The 19,826-nt window shown below is 73.3% G+C and carries 19 protein-coding genes; 6 read left to right on the top strand and 13 right to left on the bottom strand.

The window, feature by feature from the left end:
• Positions 1 to 26 precede the first annotated feature (26 nt).
• From BBH68_RS24595 to BBH68_RS24575, 5 genes are read right to left on the bottom strand one after another with little or no spacing between them, the layout of a single operon-like run.
• On the bottom strand, positions 27 to 1,025 hold the full coding sequence (locus BBH68_RS24595; RefSeq protein WP_065965666.1) for an ABC transporter ATP-binding protein: 999 nt from the start codon (positions 1,023 to 1,025) through the stop codon (positions 27 to 29).
• Positions 1,022 to 2,047: an ABC transporter ATP-binding protein gene (locus tag BBH68_RS24590; RefSeq protein WP_425428841.1), complete on the bottom strand. Its 1,026-nt coding sequence runs from the start codon at positions 2,045 to 2,047 to the stop codon at positions 1,022 to 1,024. Before BBH68_RS24590 ends, BBH68_RS24595 begins: the two co-directional genes overlap by 4 nt.
• 50 nt (positions 2,048 to 2,097) lie before the next feature.
• Positions 2,098 to 3,006: an ABC transporter permease gene (locus BBH68_RS24585; RefSeq protein ID WP_065965664.1), complete on the bottom strand. Its 909-nt coding sequence runs from the start codon at positions 3,004 to 3,006 to the stop codon at positions 2,098 to 2,100.
• Complete coding sequence (locus BBH68_RS24580) at positions 3,003 to 3,986, bottom strand: ABC transporter permease (RefSeq protein ID WP_065965663.1); 984 nt, start codon at positions 3,984 to 3,986, stop codon at positions 3,003 to 3,005. The genes BBH68_RS24585 and BBH68_RS24580 overlap by 4 nt, the downstream gene beginning before the upstream one ends.
• Before the next feature lie 11 nt (positions 3,987 to 3,997).
• Positions 3,998 to 5,677 (bottom strand): ABC transporter substrate-binding protein, encoded by a 1,680-nt coding sequence (locus BBH68_RS24575; protein WP_065965662.1) that lies wholly within the window; start codon positions 5,675 to 5,677, stop codon positions 3,998 to 4,000.
• Positions 5,678 to 6,105: 428 nt separating this feature from the next.
• Between BBH68_RS24575 and BBH68_RS24570 the strand changes: the two genes are divergently transcribed.
• Positions 6,106 to 8,058 carry a glycoside hydrolase 5 family protein gene (locus tag BBH68_RS24570; RefSeq protein WP_065965661.1) on the top strand — a complete coding sequence of 651 codons (1,953 nt, stop codon included), beginning with the start codon at positions 6,106 to 6,108 and terminating at the stop codon, positions 8,056 to 8,058.
• A 149-nt stretch (positions 8,059 to 8,207) separates the two neighbouring features.
• Positions 8,208 to 9,158, top strand: a complete 951-nt coding sequence (locus BBH68_RS24565; protein ID WP_065965660.1) for a LysR family transcriptional regulator — start codon at positions 8,208 to 8,210, stop codon at positions 9,156 to 9,158.
• A gap of 22 nt (positions 9,159 to 9,180) precedes the next feature.
• On the opposite strand, the gene BBH68_RS24560 is transcribed toward BBH68_RS24565, so the two are convergent.
• From BBH68_RS24560 to BBH68_RS24545, 4 genes are all read right to left on the bottom strand, one after another.
• Positions 9,181 to 10,005 (bottom strand): transporter substrate-binding domain-containing protein, encoded by an 825-nt coding sequence (locus BBH68_RS24560; RefSeq protein ID WP_065965659.1) that lies wholly within the window; start codon positions 10,003 to 10,005, stop codon positions 9,181 to 9,183.
• Positions 10,006 to 10,173: 168 nt separating this feature from the next.
• On the bottom strand, positions 10,174 to 10,812 hold the full coding sequence (locus BBH68_RS24555; RefSeq protein WP_065965658.1) for a bifunctional 4-hydroxy-2-oxoglutarate aldolase/2-dehydro-3-deoxy-phosphogluconate aldolase: 639 nt from the start codon (positions 10,810 to 10,812) through the stop codon (positions 10,174 to 10,176).
• A 128-nt stretch (positions 10,813 to 10,940) separates the two neighbouring features.
• Positions 10,941 to 11,906, bottom strand: coding sequence for a sugar kinase (locus BBH68_RS24550; RefSeq protein ID WP_076970661.1), 966 nt, complete (start codon positions 11,904 to 11,906; stop codon positions 10,941 to 10,943).
• Between the two features lie 194 nt (positions 11,907 to 12,100).
• Positions 12,101 to 12,556, bottom strand: a complete 456-nt coding sequence (locus BBH68_RS24545) for a ribonuclease (RefSeq protein WP_065965657.1) — start codon at positions 12,554 to 12,556, stop codon at positions 12,101 to 12,103.
• A gap of 209 nt (positions 12,557 to 12,765) precedes the next feature.
• Here BBH68_RS24545 and BBH68_RS24540 point away from each other — a divergent pair, with 209 nt between their 5' ends.
• Complete coding sequence (locus BBH68_RS24540; protein ID WP_065965656.1) at positions 12,766 to 13,407, top strand: helix-turn-helix domain-containing protein; 642 nt, start codon at positions 12,766 to 12,768, stop codon at positions 13,405 to 13,407.
• Positions 13,404 to 13,586 (top strand): DUF6126 family protein, encoded by a 183-nt coding sequence (locus tag BBH68_RS24535; RefSeq protein WP_065965655.1) that lies wholly within the window; start codon positions 13,404 to 13,406, stop codon positions 13,584 to 13,586. The genes BBH68_RS24540 and BBH68_RS24535 overlap by 4 nt, the downstream gene beginning before the upstream one ends.
• A 52-nt stretch (positions 13,587 to 13,638) precedes the next feature.
• Here BBH68_RS24535 and BBH68_RS24530 read toward each other — a convergent pair whose 3' ends face one another.
• Positions 13,639 to 14,478 carry an AIM24 family protein gene (locus BBH68_RS24530; protein WP_076970662.1) on the bottom strand — a complete coding sequence of 280 codons (840 nt, stop codon included), beginning with the start codon at positions 14,476 to 14,478 and terminating at the stop codon, positions 13,639 to 13,641.
• A gap of 240 nt (positions 14,479 to 14,718) precedes the next feature.
• Here BBH68_RS24530 and BBH68_RS24525 point away from each other — a divergent pair, with 240 nt between their 5' ends.
• A complete protein-coding gene (locus tag BBH68_RS24525; RefSeq protein ID WP_065965654.1) occupies positions 14,719 to 15,594 on the top strand; it encodes an SCO6745 family protein in 876 nt (291 codons plus the stop codon).
• A gap of 11 nt (positions 15,595 to 15,605) precedes the next feature.
• Here BBH68_RS24525 and alc read toward each other — a convergent pair whose 3' ends face one another.
• Both alc and allB read right to left on the bottom strand, forming a co-directional pair.
• Entirely contained in the window at positions 15,606 to 16,784 is a 1,179-nt protein-coding gene (alc, locus tag BBH68_RS24520; RefSeq protein WP_065965653.1) for an allantoicase, read from the bottom strand.
• On the bottom strand, positions 16,781 to 18,136 hold the full coding sequence (allB, locus tag BBH68_RS24515; RefSeq protein WP_065965652.1) for an allantoinase AllB: 1,356 nt from the start codon (positions 18,134 to 18,136) through the stop codon (positions 16,781 to 16,783). The genes alc and allB overlap by 4 nt, the downstream gene beginning before the upstream one ends.
• A gap of 239 nt (positions 18,137 to 18,375) precedes the next feature.
• Between allB and BBH68_RS24510 the strand changes: the two genes are divergently transcribed.
• Positions 18,376 to 19,161: an IclR family transcriptional regulator gene (locus BBH68_RS24510; protein WP_065965651.1), complete on the top strand. Its 786-nt coding sequence runs from the start codon at positions 18,376 to 18,378 to the stop codon at positions 19,159 to 19,161.
• A 92-nt stretch (positions 19,162 to 19,253) separates the two neighbouring features.
• Here BBH68_RS24510 and BBH68_RS24505 read toward each other — a convergent pair whose 3' ends face one another.
• On the bottom strand, positions 19,254 to 19,631 hold the full coding sequence (locus BBH68_RS24505) for a DUF5955 family protein (RefSeq protein WP_065965683.1): 378 nt from the start codon (positions 19,629 to 19,631) through the stop codon (positions 19,254 to 19,256).
• Between the last annotated feature and the right edge of the window lie 195 nt (positions 19,632 to 19,826).

Genomic DNA, 19,826 nt, shown 5'->3' with positions numbered 1-19,826 from the left:
TCGTGAAGTTCTGTTGTCCGGACAAACTACGCACAACTGTTGGTGGACCCGGCGGTGCCGGCGCCGGCGGGCAGCCAGCACAGGGCCCGGTGCCCGGGGCCCACCTCGGCCTCCGGGGGCCGCCGGGCGCAGGCGTCCATGGCCAGCGGGCAGCGCGGCCGGAACCGGCAGCCGTCGCCGACCACGATCTCCCGCCGCTCGGCGTCCCGCCGCGCCCGCGCCGCCAGCCGGGCCGCCCGCGCCGCGCGGGCCTCCTCGCGGCTCACCCCGGATCCGGTCGCGGCCGAGGCGAGCAGTTGGGTGTAGGGGTGCCGGGGGGCGAGTATCACCTCGTCGCTGGGGCCGCGCTCGACGATCTCCCCCCGGTACATCACCATCACCTCCGAGGAGAAGTGGCGCGCGGTGGCCAGGTCGTGGGTCACATACAGCAGGGCCAGGCCCCGCTCGTCCTTCAGCCGGTCCAGCAGGCCCAGGATCTCCAGCCGGATCGAGACGTCCAGCATCGACACCGGCTCGTCGGCCAGCAGCACCTGCGGGCCCGGCGCGAGCGCCCGGGCGATGGCCACCCGCTGCCGCTGGCCGCCGGACAGCTCGTGCGGGCGCTTGCGGGCCACGTCGGCCGGGGGCGTGAGGTTCACCGACCGCAGCAGTTCCTCGGCCTTCCGCTGTACGTCGGCCCCGCGCCGCGCCTTGCCGCCCGCCAGCAGCGGCCGGTGCAGATGGTGGCCGATGGTGTGGGCCGGGTTGAGGGAGGCGAAGGGGTCCTGGAAGACCATCTGGACGGCGCGCCGGTAGTCCGCGCCGCGCGTGCGGCGCGCCCCGTCGAGCCTGATCTCCCCCTCGGTGGGCGTCACCAGCCGGGACAGGGCCCGTACGACGGTGGACTTGCCGCTGCCGCTCTCCCCCACCAGCGCCAGGGTGCGGCCCGCGCGCAGCGAGAAGGAGACCCGGTCGACGGCCCGGAAGGGCCGCCCGCCGGGCTGTGGGAAGTCGACGGTGAGCCCGGTGACGTCCAGCGCGGTCACGACTGGCTCCCTTCGTGGAGCGGCCCCGCCGCCGCGGCGATGTGGTCCGGGTCGTGCAGATGGCAGGCCGCATAGCCCCCGCCGGGCAGCGGGACCGGCCGGGGGGCGACCGTGCGGCAGGGCTCGAAGGCCCGCTCGCAGCGGTCCGCGAAGGGGCACCCGGTCAGCTCCCCGCGCAGGTCGGGGGGCGAGCCGGGGATGCCGCGCAGCGCGCGGCGCTCGCCGGTCAGCTCGGGGAAGGAGCGCAGCAGGCCCTGGGTGTAGGGGTGGCCGGCGCCGGCCGCGATGCGCTCACAGGGCCCGTACTCGACGATGCCGCCCGCGTACATCACCGCCAGCCGGTCACTGATCTCCAGCAGCAGGGACAGGTCGTGGGTGATGAAGACGACGCTGAAGCCCAGCTCCTCGCGCAGCCGCTCCACCTCGTCGAGGATCTCCCGCTGGACGACCACGTCGAGGGCGGTCGTCGGCTCGTCCATGATGACGACCTCGGGTTCCAGGGCGAGCGCCATGGCGATGACGACGCGCTGGCGCATGCCGCCGGACAGCTCGTGGGGGTAGGCGCGGATCCGGGCGGGGTCGATGCCGACCATGTCGAGCAGGGCGCGGGCGCGCTCCCGGCGCTCGGGGCCGGACATGCCCGGCCGGTGCGCGCGGAAGATGTCGTCGAACTGCCGGCCGACGCGGGTCACCGGGTTGAGGGCGTTCATCGCGCTCTGGAAGACGATGGACAGCTTGTTCCAGCGGAAGGCGCGCAGCGCCTCGCCCTCCAGCGCCAGCAGGTCGGTCTCGCCGCCGTCGCGGGCGTGGAAGATCACGGAGCCGGCGGTCAGGCGGGCGGGGGGTTGCAGACAGCGGGCGACGGCGTAGGCGAGAGTGGACTTGCCGCAGCCCGACTCGCCCGCGATGCCCAGCAGTTCGCCGCGGCGCAGCTCGAAGCCGACGTCGCGGACGGCCCGGGTGGGGCGGGCCCCGCCGTACCCCTCGTAGGCGACGTCGATGTGCTCGGCGCGCAGCACCATGTCGTTCGCCGTGCTGTTCTCGGTCGCGCTGTGATGCGTCGCGCTGTCGTTCATCGCGCTCCCTTCCGGGGTCGGCGGGTGCGCAGCCTGGGGTCCAGGACCTCGTCGAGGCCGAAGCTGACGAGGGACAGGGCGGCGCCGAGGAGGGCGATGCACAGCCCCGGCGGGACGAACCACCACCAGGCGCCGCCGGTCAGGGCCTCCGCGTTCTGGGCGAAGTAGAGCATCGTCCCCCAGGTGAGGTAGGCGGGGTCGGCGAGGCCGAGGAAGGCCAGGCCGGCCTGGGTGAGCACGGCGAAGATCACGGCGTGGATGAACTGGGACACGATGATGGCCAGTTCGTTGGGCAGGATCTCCACGAGCACGATCCGCCACCGCTTCTCTCCGTAGACGCGCGCGGCCAGCACGTAGTCGCGGCCGCGCAGCGAGAGGGTCTGGGCGCGCAGCACCCGGGCGGAGGCGGCCCAGCTGGTCAGGGCGATGACGAGGACGGTGGAGAGGACCCCGTCGCCCTTGACGTACGCCGCGACCACGATGACCAGCGGCAGCCCCGGGATGACCAGGAAGACGTTGCTGATGAGGGAGAGCGTCTCGTCGGCGACGCCGCCGAGGAAGCCGCCGCCGATGCCGATGACGACAGAGACGACCGTGGCGATGACGGCGGCCGCGGCGCCGATCACCAGGGTGCCGCGGGCGGAGACGACGAGCTGGGCGAAGACGTCCTGGCCGGTCTGGGTGGTGCCGAGCCAGTGCGCCCCGGACGGGGCCTGGCCCAGGTCGACGCTGACCGCGTCGGGGTCGCCCGCGAGCCAGGGGCCGATCACCGCGGTGAGCGCGAAGACCGCGAGGACGCCGAGGCCGAGGGCCAGCCGGCGGGAGCGCAGCGCCAGGCGCAGCAGGCCGAGGCCGGCGGCGCGTTCGGGGGCGGCCGGGGTGGCGGTGGGGAGGGTGGCGGTCATCGGGCCTGCCTGGTCCGGGGGTCGACGAAGCCGTACACCAGGTCCACCAGGAAGTTGGCGGCCAGCACGGCGAAGGTGATCACGAGGAAGACCGCCTGCATCAGGGGGTAGTCGGTGTTCTCGACGGCCTGGAGCAGGGTGAAGCCCATGCCGGGGTACGAGAAGACGATCTCCATCACGAGCGAGCCGCTGACGATGAAGCCGAGCGAGATGGCGAAGCCGGCGACGGACGGCAGGACGGCGTTGCGGGCGGCGTAGCCGACCATGACGGTGCGCGGGCGCAGCCCCTTGGCCTCGGCGGCGGTGACGTAGTCCTCGGCGAGGGTGGAGACCATCATGTTGCGCATGCCGAGCATCCAGCCGCCGACCGAGCTGAGCACGATGGTGGCGGCGGGCAGCACCGCGTGTTCGAGGGCGGAGGAGAGGAAGTCGCCGTTCAGCCCGATGTCCAGGGTCTCGTCGTAGCCGCCGCCCAGCGGCAGCACCCCCCAGACCTGGCCGAAGAGGTAGAGGAGCAGCAGCGCGAGCCAGAAGTAGGGGACGGCGGCCAGGAAGGTGGTGGAGGGGACGAGGGAGTCCAGCCAGCTGCCGCGCCGCCAGCCGGCGAGGGTGCCCAGGGTCAGGCCGAGCACGAAGCTGATGAGGGTGGCGGCGCCGACGAGGACGAGGGTCCAGGGCAGGGCGTCGTGCAGCACGTCGGTGACGGGGCTGGGGAAGTAGGTGACGGAGAGGCCGAAGTCCAGGTGGACCACGGAGGACAGGTAGTCGCCGTACTGGGTCAGGAGGTTGCCGTGGCTCAGGCCCAGCATGGCGGCCAGGGCCTCTTCCTGGCCCGGTTCGACGGGCCCGGACTGCGACATCCGGGCCATCATCAGCTGCACCGGGTCGCCGGGGATGAGCCGGGGCAGGAAGAAGTTGACGGTGACGGCCATCCAGGCGGCGACGGCGTAGAAGCCGAGTTTTCGCAGTACGTACCGCACGCTGCCGCGCCCTACTGACCGGATTTCGCGGGCTTGATACGGGCTGCCACCCAGCCGCCGTCGGGGTCGAGCCAGATGGAGGGGGCCGCGTAGAGGTTGTCCTCGGTGGGATATCCGGTGACGCGGTTGCCGTTGAACTCCTGCTCGTTCTGGCCGTAGAAGAGCGGGATGGCCGGCATGTCCTTGATGAACTCCCGCTGGATCCGGTAATACCAGCGCTTCTGTTTCGCCAGGTCCTTGCCGGCGGCGATCTCGTCCAGGGCCTTGTCCACGATCGGGTTGGAATAGCGGCCGAAATTGCCGACGTTCGTGGATTCGCCGATCTTCGGCGGAATGGAGCTGTCCAGCAGCTGGGCGTAATAGGCACGCGGGTCCGGGGTGTAGCCGCTGTTGTCCAGCAGCATCTGGAACTGGCCGCGGGCGCGGTTGTTGGTCCACTGGGCGTACGACTCGGCCTTGACGACCAGTTCGATGCCGGCCTTCTTGAGCTGCTGCTTGGCCAGCTGGGCGACGCTGACGTAGTCGGTCCAGCCGGAGACCAGCTCGACGGTCACGGACAGCTTCTTGCCGTCCTTCTGCCACATGCCGCCCGATTTGGTGTACCCGGAGTCGGTCAGATACGTGTCGACCTTGTCCTGGCCGGTCTCGATCACGGCGTCCTTCAGGGACGGGTCGAGCACCGACTCGTAGTTGGGGAGCAGCAGGGCCATGGGGTTGGCGACGGGCGCCTGGCCGTCGTACACGCTCCGGTTCATGAACTCGCGGTCGAGGGCGGCGCTGATCGCCTTGCGGACGTTGACGTCGGCCGTCGGGCCGCGCTGGGCGTTGGGCACGAAGAACGTGGTCGCCAGGGGAATGTTGACGAGTTCGAAATTCTTGTCCTTGGCGAGGTAGTTCTTCTTGATGTCGGGGATGAAACCGCCGCCCCAGTCGATCTGCCCGGAGGTCACCGCGGCGGTGACGCCGCTGTTTCCGGTGAAGGACCGGTAACGCAGGACCTTGAAGTGCGGAAGCCCCTTGAAGTAATAGTCGTCGCGGGCCACGAGATCCATGGTCATGCCCTTGACTGACTTCACCTTCCACGGGCCGGAGCCCACCGGGTTGGTGTTGAGGGTGGTCGCCCGCTCCTTGTCGGGGATCTTCGACCAGATGTGCTTGGGGAGCATTTTCATCTTGCCGAGGATGAAGTACTCCTTGGTGTAGGCGGACTTGGTGAAGGTGATCACCGCCGTGTACGTGCCCTCGGTGCTCGCGGAGGCGATGGGGAGGGCGTACTGGTTGAGCGCCTTGTCGTCCTTCGCCATCTGGAAGGTCCAGGCGACGTCCTCGGCCGTGAAGGGCTTCTTGTCGTTCCAGGTGGCGTTGGAGCGCACCGTGACGCGGAGCTTCCTGCCCCCGTCCGACCAGGTGTACTTGGTGGCCAGCCAGGGCTCGATCTCGCCGGCCTTCGCCGCGTTCAGGTGGAACAGCGGCTCGTAGATCATTCCGTGGGTGGCCTGGAGGGGCTGCGGGGCGAAGGGGTTGAAGTTCCGGACGAAGTTGCCCGTGGAGCCCGTGGCCACGGTCAGCACCCCGCCCCCGCCGCCGTTGTTGTTCTTGCCCCCGCCGCAGGCGGCGAGCGTGGCGGTGAGCGCGAGCGCGGCCCCGGCGGCGAGCGCGCGGCGCGGACCGGCCGTTGTCCTCGTGATCATGGGTTCCCCTCGCTGTGCGGGTTCGAGCCGTGCGGGATGAGCCGAATGGCGTGAGCCGTGCGGGATGAGCCGTATGGCATAAGCCGAATGGCGTGAGCCGTGCGGGATGAGAAGGACGGGCGCCGGGCGGCGGTCCGCGCACCACCGGCGCCGTGAAATTAAGGGGGCCCGGAAGAGGGTGTCAATAGGAGCGACGCGGCTCCCTCGCTGAACCGGACTAGTCGAATCGTCGAACACCCAGGTCCCGGCGGAGAACCTTGCTGTAGAGCCGGATCTCGCCGATCCCGTCCGGCGCTCCGCGATGCGTACGGACCCTGTCCGGAGGGTTGACACTAAACCGGTAAAGCCGTTCACTGCTTGCTGCGCGGCACCGCCCGTCCGCAACGGGCCGCATCCCTGACACCCCCTGCCTGAGGGAGAGTTCGCAGATGCAGCGCACGTCCGCACGGCTCACCGTCGACGACCACCCGGTCATCTGGCTCGGCGCCAACTACTGGTCACGCACCGGCGGCCCGCTGATGTGGCGCTCGTACGACCCGGACGTGGTCGAGGCCGAGCTGCGCGTGCTGCGGGACCACGGGCTCAACATGACCCGGTCGTTCTTCTACTGGCCGGACTTCATGCCCGCCCCCGACCGCCTCGACGAGGAGCTGTGCGCGCGCTTCGCCGACTTCCTCGACCGCCACCGGGCGCTCGGCATGACCACCGTCCCCACCTTCCTCGTCGGCCACATGTCCGGCGAGAACTGGGACCCGCCCTGGCGCGGCGACCGCGATCTGTACAGCGATGTGTGGCTGGTGTCCCGCCAGGCGTGGTTCGCCCGCGAGACGGTGCGCCGCTTCGCCGGGCACCCCGCGGTGGCCGGCTGGCTGGTCTCCAACGAGATGCCGATCTACGGCCGCCAGCCCGGCGAGCGGTCCGGCGCCGGGCCCGCCGAGCGCGAGGCGGTCGCGGCCTGGGCCCAGATCGTCGTGGACGCGGTCCGGGCCGGGGGCGGCACCCAGCCCGTCTCGCTCGGCGACGGCGCCTGGGGCCTGGAGAACTCCGGTCACGACAACGGCTTCCGCCTCCGGGACACCGCCGACCTGTGCGACTTCCTCGGACCGCACGTCTACCGCATGGAGGACGACGCGGTCAGGCAGCACTACGCCGCCGCCTGGGTGTGCGAGCTGACCGGCACCTTCGGCCGGCCCGTGGTGCTGGAGGAGTTCGGCGTCAGCTCCGACTTCGCCTCGGGCCCCGGCGCCGCCCGCTACTACCGGCAGACCCTCCACAACAGCCTGCTGGCCGGGGCCACCGGCTGGATCGCCTGGAACAACACCGACTACGACAACCTCAGCGAGCAGCGCCCGTACCACCACCACGCCTTCGAGATGCACTTCGGCCTCACCGACACCGCGGGCACCCCCAAGCCGCAACTGCGCGAACTGCGCGCCTTCAGCGAGGTGCTGCGCGCGGTGGACTTCCCCCGCTGCCGCCGCGCCGACGCCGACACGGCCCTGCTCGTCTCCTCCTACCTGGACACCCTCTACCCCTTCACCCGCGCCGAGGACCGCTCCTACGTCCAGCAGACCGGCCGCCAGGCCTGGGTGGCCGCCCGGCTCGCCGACGCCCCGGCGGCGGTGGTGCGCGAGAGCGACGGCGCGCTGCCCGCGGACGTACGGCTGTGGCTGGTCCCCTCCACCAAACAGCTCCTCTCCCCCACCTGGTACGAGCTGGAGCGCCGGGCCCGGGAGGGCGCCACGGTCTACGTCTCGTACTCCCCCGGCGCCCACGACGAGCAGCGCGGCCCCTGGTACGCCCACCTCAACGAGCTGTTCGGCGTCCGCCACCAGCTGGAGTACGGCCTGGTCGACCCGATCGAGGACGACGAGGTGACCTTCACCCTCACCCGCGCCTTCGGCACCCTCCCCGAGGGCGCGAGGCTCACCTTCCGCGCGGCGGGCACCGAGAACAGCCGGGTGTTCCTCCCCGTCGAGCCCGACGGCGCCCAGGTCCTCGCGGTCGACGGGCGCGGCCGCCCCGCGCTGCTGCTGCGCGAGACCGGCGAGGGTGGCGTGGTCTTCTGCACCTATCCGATCGAGCACATGGCGGCCGTCACCCCCCGGGTCAACCCCGAGGCGACCACCACCCTGTACGACGCCCTCGCCGCGCACGCCGGGGTCCGCCGCCCGGTCACCGTCCCGGACCCCCGGGTCGCCGTGGACCGCCTGGTCCACGAGGACGGGCGGGTCTTCGTCTGGCTGGTCAGCCAGGCCGCCGAGGAGCTGTCGGTCGAGCCGGCGGTGGCCGACGGCCGGCTCACCACCCTGGACGGCTCCCCTGGGGACACGGTGGTGCTCGCGCCGTACGGGGTGCGGGTGCTGCGGCTGGAGCGCTGAGCGGCGGCCCCCGGGGCAGCGGGGCGCCCGGGCAACGCTTCGCCGGGCCGTTGGCCGCCGGACCCCGGGCCGCCAGGCCCCCGGGTGGCCGGGTGGCCGGGGCGGCGGCCGCCCGGGAGGCCGGGCCCGTGGTGTGATAACGATCGGCTGTGGACGCTCATGTGCGCGACCTGCGGTACTTCCTCGCCGTCGCCGAAGAACTCAACTTCACCCGCGCCGCCGAGCGGATGTTCGTCTCGCAGCCGGCGCTCAGCAAGCAGATCCGGCGGCTGGAGGAGCTGCTGCGGGTCAGGCTCTTCGACCGCGACCGCCGGACGGTCGTCCTCACCGCCCCCGGCCGGGCCCTGCTGCCCAGGGCCCGCGAGCTGGTCCGGGTCTGGGACGAGGCGCGGCGGGCGGTCGGCGAGGCGGCGGCCGCGGAGGCGGCCGTGCTGACCGTGGGCGTCTCCAGCAGCGTGGGCCGCGGCCTGCTGCCGGCGGCCCGGGCGCGCTTCGCCGAGCGGCGCCCGCACTGGCGGATCCGCGTGCGGCAGGTCGACTGGGAGGACCCCACGGCGGGCCTCGCGGGCGGTGGCGAGGCGGACCTGGCCCTGGTGTGGCTGCCGGTCCCCGGACAGGAGGACTTGAGCGTGCGGGTGGTGGCGACCGAGCCGCGCTGGGTCGCGCTGCCCGCCGGGCACCGGCTGGCCGGGCGCGCCGAGGTGGCCTTCTCCGAGCTCCTCGACGAGCCGTTCCTCGCCCTTCCGGAGAGCGCGGGCCCGCTGCGCGACTACTGGCTGGCCCTGGAGGAGCGGGCGGGGCACCCGGTGCGTATCGGCTCGGTGGTCTCCAACGCGGACGAGACGTTCGAGGCGGTGGAGGAGGGCAGCGGGGTGGTGCTGCTGGCCGCGGGCAACGCCGCGATCTACCGGCGGCCGGGCGTGGTCACCCTTCCGGTCGGTGGGCTCTCGCCGAGCCGGCTGGCACTCGCCTGGCGGCCCGACGACCACCGCCCGGCCGTCCGCGACTTCATCGACGCCTTCCTCGACGCGGCGGCCGGGCCGGCCCGGGACGGCCTGACTCAGGATGGGCGGACCGGGGACGGGCAGGCCGGATCCTGAGCCCGCCCGCGCCCGCCGCCCCTCACTTCATCCAGTCGTGCTCGTACTTCGCGTACGTCCCGTCGTGGGTGGCCAGATGCACCCACTGGTCGACGTACTCCTTGAACTCCTGGTCGCCGCGCGGCAGGGCGTACGCCTTCTCCGAGAAGGAGAACGGCTTGTCGGGGTGGACGGCGCACAGCTCCGGGTGGATCTTTGCCTGGTAGCGGGTCTCGCTGGCGTCGGTCATCATCACATCGGCGCGGCCCGCGATGATCTCGTCGAAGATCGTGGTGTTGTCCGGGTGGACGGTGAGGGTGGCCCGCTTGATGTGGGCGCGGGCGAACTGCTCGTTGGTGCCGCCCGGGTTGACGATCACCCGCACGCCCGGCTGGTCGATGTCCTCCAGCGTCTGGTATTTCTCCGCGTCCTCGCAGCGCACCACCGGGGTCTTGCCGTCGGTCAGGTACGGCTCGCTGAAGTACGCCTTGCGGGCCCGGGGCAAGGTCACCGACACCCCGCCCATGCCGACGTCACAGCGCCCGGCCGCCAGGTCGTCGACCAGCTTGGCCCAGGTGGTGGGCACGAACGCGGGCTTGGCGTCCAGGCTCTTGGCCAGGTCGCGAGCCATGTCGATGTCGATGCCGGTGTAGTCGCCGGACTTGGGGTCGCGGTAGGTGAAGGGGCGGTAGTCGCCCGTCGTACACACGCGCAGCACGCCGCGCTCGGGCACCCGGTCGAGCAGCGTGCCGCGCTGGTGCCGGGCGGCGGCCGCGGGCGAGGCGGCGGGCGCGGCGGCCAGGGCCGAGCCGGCCGCGGTGGCGGCCAGCACGGCGGCGAGGGCGGACAGCGTGACGGAACGTCGCATGGCGACTCCTTCGCACAGGCCGCGGCGAGCGGCACAAAACGGTACTCACGGCGCACACGCGGCGGGGGCGCGCGGTGCGCGTGATCACGGCGCGCTCAGGGTGGCAGAACGCGCCGCTCGGCGGAACCCGTTGACCACCTGCTGGAAAGCGCCGCGGCCGGCGCCCCGTCAGGAACCCCCGGGCGGCGCGACGTCCCGCAGGCGGGCGAGGAGCTCGGCGACGCGCTTGGCCACCACGTCCCGGTCGCCCTCCGTCAGCGCCGAGCCCATCCCGCAGGCCACCGCTCCGGCGGCGATCCACTCCGGGGCGTCGGCCACGGTCACCCCGCCGGTGGGCAGCAGGGCGGCCTGCGGCAGCGCGGCCCGTACGTCCTTCACCCAGCGGGGGCTATGGGCGGAGGCCGGGAACAGCTTCAGGGCGTCCGCGCCCAGCTCCATCGCGCGCACCATCTCGGTGGGCGTGGCGACGCCGGGGAAGACCGGCAGGCCGTAGCGGTGGCCGGTGCGGATCACCTCCGGGTCCAGGCTCGGCGAGACCAGGAAGCGGGCGCCCGCGTCCACGGCCATCCGGGCGGAGGCGGCGTCGAGCACCGTGCCCGCGCCGATCACCGCGTCGTCGCCGACCTCGCGGACCAGGGTGGTGACGGCCTCCAGCGCGAAGGGGGTGGTCAGCGAGAACTCCACCGTGGTGAGGCCGGCCGAGAGCAGGGTGTCCGCCGCCGCGGCCGCGTGGTCATAGCTGTCGCTGCGGATGATGGCGAAAACCCGCTGTGCGAGCGCGGCCCGGGTGGTCTCCCAGCGGTACACGGCAATTCGCCGCCTTTCCTCTCAGAAGGGTCTCCTGGGGATGCCGCTCCGGATTGCCTCCGGGATATGCGGCGGTTCGCTGTGCGATTGTCTGCGGGGGGGAGCGGTGGAGGGTGAGGGTCCCGGGCTCAGCGGTGGACGGGGTCGGCGCCGTCCTCGAACGCGGCCAGGGCCCGCTCGCGCCCGTCCGCGCTCGGCAGCCCGTCCGTGTCGGTGGCGCTCTGGACGACCAGCGCGGCCACACAGGCGGCCTCGGCGAGCGCCCGCGACTCGGACAGCCCGCGCAGCCGGGCCGACAGATATCCCGCGGCGAAGGCGTCCCCCGCGCCGACCGGGTCGGTGACCGGCACCGGATAGGGCGGCTGGTCCCCACGGCCGCCCGCGGTCAGGGCGGTCGCGGAGCGGTCGGCGCGCTTGATGACGACGGTGTGGGCCCGGCCGTCCAGCAGCTCCGCCGCGGCCTCGTCGGCGGACCTCGCGGTCAGCAGCTCCAGCTCGTCCTCGCCCGCGAGGACGAGGTCGGCCTCGCGCAGCAGCCGTCCGGCCGTCTGCGCCCACTGCGCCGCCCCGCCCAGCTTGCGCCGCACGTTCGGATCGAAGGAGACCTCCGCTCCGGCGGCGCGGGCCAGCTCGATCAGCCGGTCGGTGGCGGCCGCCGCGGTCGGCGACAGCATCGGGGTGATCCCGGAGATGTGCACCAGGCGGGCGCCGGCGACGGCCTCGGCGGGTATGTGCTCGGGCGCGAGCCGGGAACCGGCCGAGCCGGAGCGGTAGTACTGCACGTCGATGGCGCGGTGCGGATGGCTGTCGCGCAGCAGCAGCCCGGTCGGGGCCTGCTCGTCCACCCCGGCGTGGGCCACGTCCACACCCTCGGCGCGCAGCTCGCGCAGCACGGCCCGGCCGGCCGGATCCGCGCCCACCCGGCCCAGCCAGCGGGCCCGGTGGCCGAGCCTGGCCAGGCCCATGGCCACATTGGACTCCGCGCCGGCGACCGAGCGGCGGAAGTGCACGGCCCGCTCCAGAGGGACCCCGGGCTCGGCGAGCAACAACAGCATCGCCTCACCGCATGTGACCACGTCCGGGCCGCTCGCCAACGGTGCCTCCCCTTGCTCCCGCACAACGCCGTCTCCCGGAAACGCTACCGGGCGACACCGACAGCCGTCCCCGCGGGGGTTGGGGCGCGGCCCGCACAACGCGGCGGCCGCTGCCTGCGAGCAGGCAGCGGCCGCGGTGCGGGGGGTGGCGGTCTTGAGTGGTCGGCGGCCGATCGGCGCTGGTCGGCGGCCGGTCAGCAGCCGTGGTCGACCAGGTCGAACGACGCGTAGTGGTCGGCGGTGTAGTAGTCCTCGTCCGTCTTCTTCCCGGTGACGATGCGGCGGGCGCCGCGGTCGTCCGAGCCGGGGGTGACGACGGTGTACTCGTGGTAGTAGCCGCTGGTCTGGGTCGGCAGGACGCCCTCGCGGTTCTGGAAGACGGTCCCGTCCTGCGGGTACGGGAAGGGGCCGCCGGCCTCGATCAGGTCCAGGGTGTCATGGGCCTGCGAGGGCAGGTCGGAGTAGCAGATGTCGCCGACCGCCGCGACCTGGGACACCGACGGGGCGGCCTGGGACACGGACAGGGGCGCGAGCGGGGCGTGGGGGGTGAGTGGGGTGGCCGTGGCGGCGGCGGCCGGGCCGCCGATGAGAAGGCTCGTGGCGAGGGCGCCGAGGGCACCGATGCGGGCGATCCGTGGGGGGATTCTCATGCCCCTCAGCATGACGCGCGTAGACCATGACATGTCAATGCCAAGTCACCGGAGTTTCCCCGGCGTTCACAAGATCCCCCCGAAGCGCCGGGAGACGTGACCAAGGCGTAACGCCCGCTACCGGCGGAGGGGGCTCGGGGGTCGGCGCCGACTTTTGCCCCAGAGGCAAAACTTTTGCCCCAGAGGCGAATGCTGGCTATACCGGAGGCATGACCCCGCTCCCCGAGGGGCCCGCCGACGGGCCTCCCTCCGAGCTGCCCTCCGTCGCGCCGCGCCTGCGCGACCTGCGACGGCGCAGCGGCCTGACCCTCGAAGCCGCCGCCCGGGTGGCCGGGCTCTCCCCCGCGCACCTCTCCCGCCTGGAGACCGCCCGGCGCCAGCCCTCGCTGCCCATGCTGCTCGCGCTGGCCCGCACCTACGGCACCACGGTATCCGACCTCCTCGGCGAGGCCTCCGCCGAACGCGACCCGATCCTGCGGGCCGACCGGATGGAGGCCTCGCGGGTGGGCGGCTGGACGTACTGGCGGGCCGGCGGCCCCGGCCGGGCGATGCAGGCCCTGCGGGTGCACGTACCGGCCGGGCCCGGCCCGCAGGAGGACCTGGTGCGGGTCCACCCGGGCGAGGAGTGGCTGTACGTCACCCGGGGCCGGCTGCGGCTGACCCTCGGCGAGACCGTCCATGTGCTCGCCGTCGGCGACGCGGCCCACTTCGACTCGCTCACCCCGCACCGCATCGCCGCCGCCTCGTCCGGCGGCACGGACCTGCTGTTCGTCCACACACTGCTGCAGAGCGGCACGGCCGACCTGTGTCTCGGGGACGCCGCCCGCGGAGGGAGGCACCACACGCCATGAGCGACGCCGACAGCACCCCGGACACCGGCGCGCCAGGCGGCGCGGCGCAGGGCCGGCCCGTACGGGAGGAGGACCGCGCGCCGATGGCGCTCTCGGTCCGCGTCTTCATCTACCTCGTCGGCGTCCACTTCATCGCCGCGTTCCTCTTCCTGCTGTTCTACCTGGCCGGAGCCAAATAGCCCGGCCGCCGACAGCGGCCCGGTCACCCCGCGCGGCTGGAGCCGCCTCCGGTCACCCCGCGCGGCTGGAGAACAGCCCGCCCGTCGGCCCCTGCTTGTCCCCGCCCTGCGCCTTCTTCAGCGCATTGGCCAGCCCCTCCATGGTCAGCGACTGCAGAATCACCCGCCCGTCGCCCTCCAGCGTGGCCAGGGACAGGCCCTCGCCGCCGAACACGGCGTTCATCAAGCCCTGGCGGTTGAGCCCGCCGATGCGCTGCACGCCGTACTGGATGCCCTCCTCGAAGGCCACGATGCAGCCCGTGTCGACCTCGATCCGGCCGCCGAAGTCGGCCGGGTTGAGGTCGATGAAATTGCCCGCACCGCAGATGATCACCGTGCCGCGCCCGGTGAACTTCTCCAGGACGAACCCCTCGCCGCCGCTGCGCCCCGTCCTGCCGCCCTGGAAGGCGATGCCGAACTCCACGGTCGACTCGGCCGCCACGAAGGCGTCCTTCTCCGCGAACCAGGCCCGGCCTCCGTCCAGCTCCAGGGCGCGCATCTCCCCGGGCAGCACGCCCGCGAACCCGACGGTCCCCTCGCCGCCGGTCGAGGTGAAGTACTGGAAGGCGAGCGACTCCCCGGCCAGCGCCCGCTGCCCCACCTGCATGGCGGTGCCCATGGCCTGCCGCAGCATGCCCCCCATGCCCCCGCCGCCGTTCCCCCCACCGTTCCCGCCGCCGGGGGCCTGCCCTCCGCCCGACCCGGCGCCGGGCCCGGACAGCCGGGTCTCCATCGTCACGTTCGACGTCTTGAACAGGAACTTCCCGGCCTCGCAGTAGACGGTCTGGCCGGGCTGGAGGCTGCAGACCGCCATCTGCATGGCGTTGCCGACGATCTCTTGGCGCAAGGTCACAGCAGGGCTCCTCGGGGCGGACATGGCGGATATATCGCATAGCTACGGATGAGCTGCCCGGTGAACGAGCGACCCGACTCCCCGGGTTCCACGGGTCGGCGCAATCCGGGTCACAGATCGGTCGGCCCACTGCCGTCGTCCTCCGGCGGCTCCCCGGCGGACGGGGCGGCCTGAGCGCACCGGAACCGTCCGGGAGCATGGCCTGTGACCATCCGCCCCGCCCCTGAAGGGAACACCACCATGGCAGACAGCCCGGCGGCCACGGCCCGCGCGATGTGGCCCCTGTTCGAGCCGATCCACGCGGTCACGTACTTCGCGCCGGAGGCCCTGGCCGCCTACGAGGACGCGGGTCTCCGCGGCTTCTGGCGCGGCTACTTCGCGGGCCGTGCCGCGCCCCTGGGGCCGGTCGGGCCGGAGCCCGTCGTGGCCGCGTTCTTCGGCTTCGCCCCCGCCATGGTGGCCCGCGCCCTCCCCGCCGTCTGGGCCCTGGCCGCCCCCGAGCGCGCCCTGGAGCTGCGCCGGGCGGGCGCCACCGCCGCGCTGACCCGTCTGCTCGCCGGATACGAGCACGAGGTGGAGCGGGCCGCCGAGGCCCTGGCGCCGCTCGCCGCGGGCCTGGACCACGCCGGACGGGTGCTGACCGCCGCGTACGGCGCCCTGGACTTCCCCACCGACCCCGCCGGACGCCTCTGGCACGCGGCCACCCTGCTCCGTGAACACCGCGGCGACGGCCATGTCGCGGCCCTCGTCGCCGCAGGCCTCGACGGCTGCGAGACCCTGGCCCTCCGCGCCGCCGCGGACCTGCCCCGCGCCGAACTCCAGCCCTACCGCGGCTGGACCGACGAGGAGTGGGAAGCCGCCGAACACCGCCTGCTGGAGCGCGGCCTGGTCACCCCGGAAGGCTCCGCCACGGACGCCGGGCGCGATCTGCTGCGTACGGTCGAGGCGGCGACGGACCGGGCCGCCGAGCGCCCCTGGCGGACGCTCGGCCCCGAGGAGGTGGCGCGCCTGGCGGGGCTGCTGCGCCCCCTGGCCGCGGCCTGCGGGACGGCGCTCCGCTTCCCCAACCCGATGGGACTCCCCAACCCGATGGGACTCCCGAAGCCGGTGGGGTAACGGGCGCGGCCCTAGCTCTGTGCCCTGCCGCCGGAGATGCCTGGGGCTCCGCCCAGTTCCGCGTACCGCGCCGCGAGCCGGTTCGCGCCCGCCTCCGTCAGGGTGCCGTGCAGGCGGAGGCGGGCGATGCCGCCGTCAGGGAAGATGTCGATGCGGACGTGGGTGGCGGGCGGGGCGGCGGCGAGCAGGAAGCGGTGGACGGTGTCGGGCTGGAGGGGCGTGCGGGGCAGGAGTTCGGTCCAGCCGGGGGCGGTGTGGTCGGTGGGGTCGGCGCCGGTGGTGGCGTCGAGGGCGTGGAGGGCGGCCCAGCCGGGGGCGTTGCCCTTGTAGCAGCCGGTGTCGATCTCGACGGCCCGGATCTCGGCGTGTTCGGTGAGCCGGTAGCGGACCCAGTCGTGGCCCCGGTCGCGGCGGCGGCGGGTCTCCCAGCCCTCGTCCATCTTGTGGGAGCGGCCGGGCTGGATGGAGTTGGCGGGCGGGGAGTAGAAGCGGTCGGAGGCGTCCTCGGCGGCGCCGCCGTTCTCCAGGGCGGCCAGGTCGAAGGTGCCGAGGGCGGTGAGCCAGGCGGGGTCGGGGAGGACCTCGCCGTGGACGCGGAGGCGGGCGATGCCGCCGTCGGGGTGCTGCCTCAGCCTGAGGTGGGTGAAGCGGCGGGCCACCGTGACCGGGAAGCCGTTGGCCGCGTGGCCGCCGACGGGGGTGCGGGGGACGAGTTCGGTCCACCGTACGTCGTCGGACAGCAGGTCCTCCGGGGAGGGGGTGCCCCAGGCCGAGGTGGCCTCGACGCTGACCGACTGGGGGTGGTTGCCGCGGAAGTGGGCGGTGTCGACGACGATGCCGTGGATGACGCCGGGGGCGCCGAGGCGGATGAGGGCCCAGTCGTGGTCGTCGTCGGCGGGGTGCGGGTGGGCGGCGGAGGCGCCGCGCCGGCGGCGGGTCTCCCAGCCGTCCATGACCTTGCCCTTGTGGCCGAAGGCGGCGGGGTCGAAGTGCGGGGGCTCGGGCCGCAGCAGGTTCTCGCGCTCGGCGAAGAACTCGTCGTTGGCGGCGATGACGCTTCCGCCGAGCCGCCGGTCGGCCAGGTCCGCGAGGTGGGTGAAGGGGAGGTCCGCGGTGCGGTAGTCGGCGTACGGGTCGCCGCCGCCGTACGGGCTCGCGTCGCCGGTGAAGCGGGGGATCGGCGCGGTCATGCGGTGGGCTGCCTTTCGAGGAGTCGGCCGGTGGGTGGCGTCGGGGTGCCGTGGTCGGCGATCTTCCGGCCGCGCAGCCAGGTGGACCGTACGACGCCGTACAGGGTCCTGCCCGCGTAGGCGGTGACCTGGTTGCGGTGGTGGAGGGCGGCCGGGTCGACGGTGAAGGTCTCGTCGGGCGCGAGGACGGCGAAGTCCGCGTCGCGGCCGGGCTCGATGGCGCCCTTGTGCGCGAGGCCGACCAGGCCGGCGGGGGCGGTGGACATCCAGCGGGCGACGTCCTCCAGGGTCCTGCCGCGTCGCCGGGCCTCGGTCCACACGGCGGGGAGGCCGAGCTGGAGGGAGGAGATGCCGCCCCAGGCCTCGCCGAAGTCGCGGGCCTTGAGGTCCGCGGTGCACGGGGAGTGGTCGGAGACGACGCAGTCGATGGTGCCGTCGGCCAGGCCCTGCCACAGCGCGTCCTGGTTGGCGGCCTCGCGGATGGGCGGGCAGCACTTGAACTCGGTGGCGCCGTCGGGGACTTCCTCGGCGGTCAGGGTGAGGAAGTGGGGGCAGGTCTCGGCGCTCACCGGGACGCCCTCGCGCCGGGCGGCGGCGATCATCGGGAGCGCTTCGGCGGAGGACAGGTGGAGGATGTGCACTCGGGCGGCGTGCTCGCGCGCGAGCTGGATCAGGCCCGCGACGGCCCGGTTCTCGGCCTCGCGGGGGCGTGAGGCGAGGAAGTCGGCGTAGCGGGGGCCGCTGGGTCGCGGGGCCCGGTCGATGAGGTGGGGGTCTTCGGCGTGGACGATGAGCAGGCCGCCGAAGCCCGCGATCTCGCGGAGGGCCGCGTCGAGCTCGGCGGGGGCGAGGTGGGGGAATTCGTCCACGCCGGAGTGGAGCAGAAAGCATTTGAAGCCGAGGACGCCCGCGTCGTGCAGGGGGTTGAGGTCGGGGACGTTGCCGGGGACGGCGCCGCCCCAGAAGCCGACGTCGACGTGGGCCGCGGCGCGGGCGACGGCGCGCTTGGTCTCCAGGGCCCGGACGGTGGTGGTGGGCGGGACGCTGTTGAGCGGCATGTCCACGAGGGTGGTGACGCCGCCGGCCGCGGCGGCCCGGGTGGCGGAGGCGAAGCCCTCCCACTCGGTGCGGCCGGGGTCGTTGACGTGGACGTGGGTGTCGACGAGGCCGGGGAGGAGGACGTCGTCCCCGAGGTCCTCCAGGCGGGCCGCGGGCGGGAGGGCCGCGTCGTGGGGCAGAACGGCCGAGATCCTTCCGTCCGCCGTGGTGACGGCGACCGAGGCGGCGCGGATGCCCTCGGGGGTCACCACGCGGGTCGAGCGAAGCACCAGATCCGGATCCGCGTCGGACATCCGCGCCCTCCGTTCGTCGACACACTAGGGGCAATACTTCCGCGAAGCGGAATCTACTTTCTGTTCCGGGAGTTTTCACCGAGCCGCCTGCCCGGTCAAGCCATCCATACAATGGAAGTCGGATTTCGAACCGCAGAACCCGGCCGGCCGGGGGCGGGTAGGCTGCCCGTTGGCCGGTCGGCCGGGGCGGAACAGTCACGCGAGGGCCGGCCGCATCCGCCGCGAAAGGAAACGTCGACGTGCCGTCCGCCGAGCCCAAGACCGCCGCTGCCAACTCCGGCGGCGTCCAGTCCCTCGAGCGCGCCTTCGATCTGCTGGAGCGGATGGCGGACGCCGGGGGCGAGGTCGGGCTGAGCGAACTCTCCGGCAGCAGCGGGCTGCCGCTGCCCACCATCCACCGCCTGATGCGCACCCTGGTCGCCTGCGGCTACGTACGCCAGCAGCCGAACCGCCGCTACGCGCTGGGCCCCCGGCTGATCCGCCTCGGCGAGAGCGCCTCCCGGCTGCTGGGCACCTGGGCCCGGCCGTATCTGGCGCGGCTGGTGGAGGAGACCGGCGAGACCGCGAACATGGCGCTGCTGGACGGCGACGAGGTGGTGTACGTCGCGCAGGTCCCCTCGCGCCACTCGATGCGGATGTTCACCGAGGTCGGGCGGCGGGTGCTGCCGCATACGACGGGTGTGGGCAAGGCGCTGCTCGCGGACGTGCCCGCCGACGAGGTGCGCGCGCTGCTGGCCCGCACCGGCATGCCGGCCTCCACCCAGAAGACGATCACCTCACCGGACGTCTTCCTGGAGGCTCTGGGACGCGTGCGGGAGCAGGGCTACGCGGTGGACGACAACGAGCAGGAGATGGGCGTGCGCTGCCTCGCGGTGACCGTGCCCGACTCCCCCACGGCGGCCGCCATCTCGATCTCCGGCCCGGCCGGGCGGGTGACGGACGAGGCCACGGAGGACATCGTGCCGATCCTCAAGGAGGTCGCGGCCGAGCTGTCCGCCGAGCTGGCCAGCACGGGGTCCGCCTGACGGCACGGCCGGAGGGTACGTACGGCGCGATGGCGCGACGTCACGGGCCGCCCGCCTCGCCCCCCCCGGGCCGTCTCTTCCCCCCCGGCCCCTCAGACCCTTCCCTCGACCCCTCCCCCGGTCCGCGGCGCGTCGCCGAACAGGTCGATCGCCGTACGGACCCCCCTCAGCGCGGGCGCCAGCGCGCTCACCGAGCCGAGCGCGCCCGCGATGAGCAGCAGCGAGCGGCGCAGGCGCGGCACTTCGGGCGCTCCCTCCCGCGTCATGGCGTCCAGCGCGGCGAGTTCGTCGTCCGCTATGGCCCGGTCCGGCAAGTCGGCCGGGTGGGCGGCCAGTTCGCGCCGCAGCCGGGCGACGGCCCGGCGCAGCTCCGTCGCTCTGGAATTCTCCTCGGTGCCGGCCACTCGCCTGTCTTCCACGACCGCGGCGCCCTCCACTGACCAGGCTCCGGGTGCCACCCGGAGCCCCATCTGATCGTCGGACATCACTGCCCTGCTCGCCCTCGCGCGCCTTTGCACGAAGCCTGCCCCCTTCTCCCCACGGCCCCTGAGCGCGCCGATCGGACGCGAGAGGCTGCGGATCAGTTAACGCCACTCTGCGCGCGACACGCCATACGGAGAGCGAAAATCAGACCGGGTGCGACGGGGGAGACAACAGGAGACAAC

Origin of the sequence: Streptomyces sparsogenes, assembly GCF_001704635.1 — a bacterium.
GTDB lineage: Bacteria > Actinomycetota > Actinomycetes > Streptomycetales > Streptomycetaceae > Streptomyces > Streptomyces sparsogenes.
This window is presented reverse-complemented; position numbering and strand designations above follow the sequence as displayed.

What these genes read in the sequence shown, in the direction of transcription:
- BBH68_RS24590 (WP_425428841.1), bottom strand. Translation starts at nt 2,047, where the DNA reads ATGGTGCTGCGCGCCGAGCACATCGACGTCGCCTACGAGGGGTACGGC.
- BBH68_RS24585 (WP_065965664.1), bottom strand. Translation starts at nt 3,006, where the DNA reads ATGACCGCCACCCTCCCCACCGCCACCCCGGCCGCCCCCGAACGCGCC.
- BBH68_RS24575 (WP_065965662.1), bottom strand. Translation starts at nt 5,677, where the DNA reads ATGATCACGAGGACAACGGCCGGTCCGCGCCGCGCGCTCGCCGCCGGG.
- BBH68_RS24570 (WP_065965661.1), top strand. Translation starts at nt 6,106, where the DNA reads ATGCAGCGCACGTCCGCACGGCTCACCGTCGACGACCACCCGGTCATC.
- BBH68_RS24560 (WP_065965659.1), bottom strand. Translation starts at nt 10,005, where the DNA reads ATGCGACGTTCCGTCACGCTGTCCGCCCTCGCCGCCGTGCTGGCCGCC.
- BBH68_RS24545 (WP_065965657.1), bottom strand. Translation starts at nt 12,556, where the DNA reads ATGAGAATCCCCCCACGGATCGCCCGCATCGGTGCCCTCGGCGCCCTC.
- BBH68_RS24540 (WP_065965656.1), top strand. Translation starts at nt 12,766, where the DNA reads ATGACCCCGCTCCCCGAGGGGCCCGCCGACGGGCCTCCCTCCGAGCTG.
- BBH68_RS24535 (WP_065965655.1), top strand. Translation starts at nt 13,404, where the DNA reads ATGAGCGACGCCGACAGCACCCCGGACACCGGCGCGCCAGGCGGCGCG.
- BBH68_RS24525 (WP_065965654.1), top strand. Translation starts at nt 14,719, where the DNA reads ATGGCAGACAGCCCGGCGGCCACGGCCCGCGCGATGTGGCCCCTGTTC.
- alc (WP_065965653.1), bottom strand. Translation starts at nt 16,784, where the DNA reads ATGACCGCGCCGATCCCCCGCTTCACCGGCGACGCGAGCCCGTACGGC.
- allB (WP_065965652.1), bottom strand. Translation starts at nt 18,136, where the DNA reads ATGTCCGACGCGGATCCGGATCTGGTGCTTCGCTCGACCCGCGTGGTG.
- BBH68_RS24505 (WP_065965683.1), bottom strand. Translation starts at nt 19,631, where the DNA reads ATGGGGCTCCGGGTGGCACCCGGAGCCTGGTCAGTGGAGGGCGCCGCG.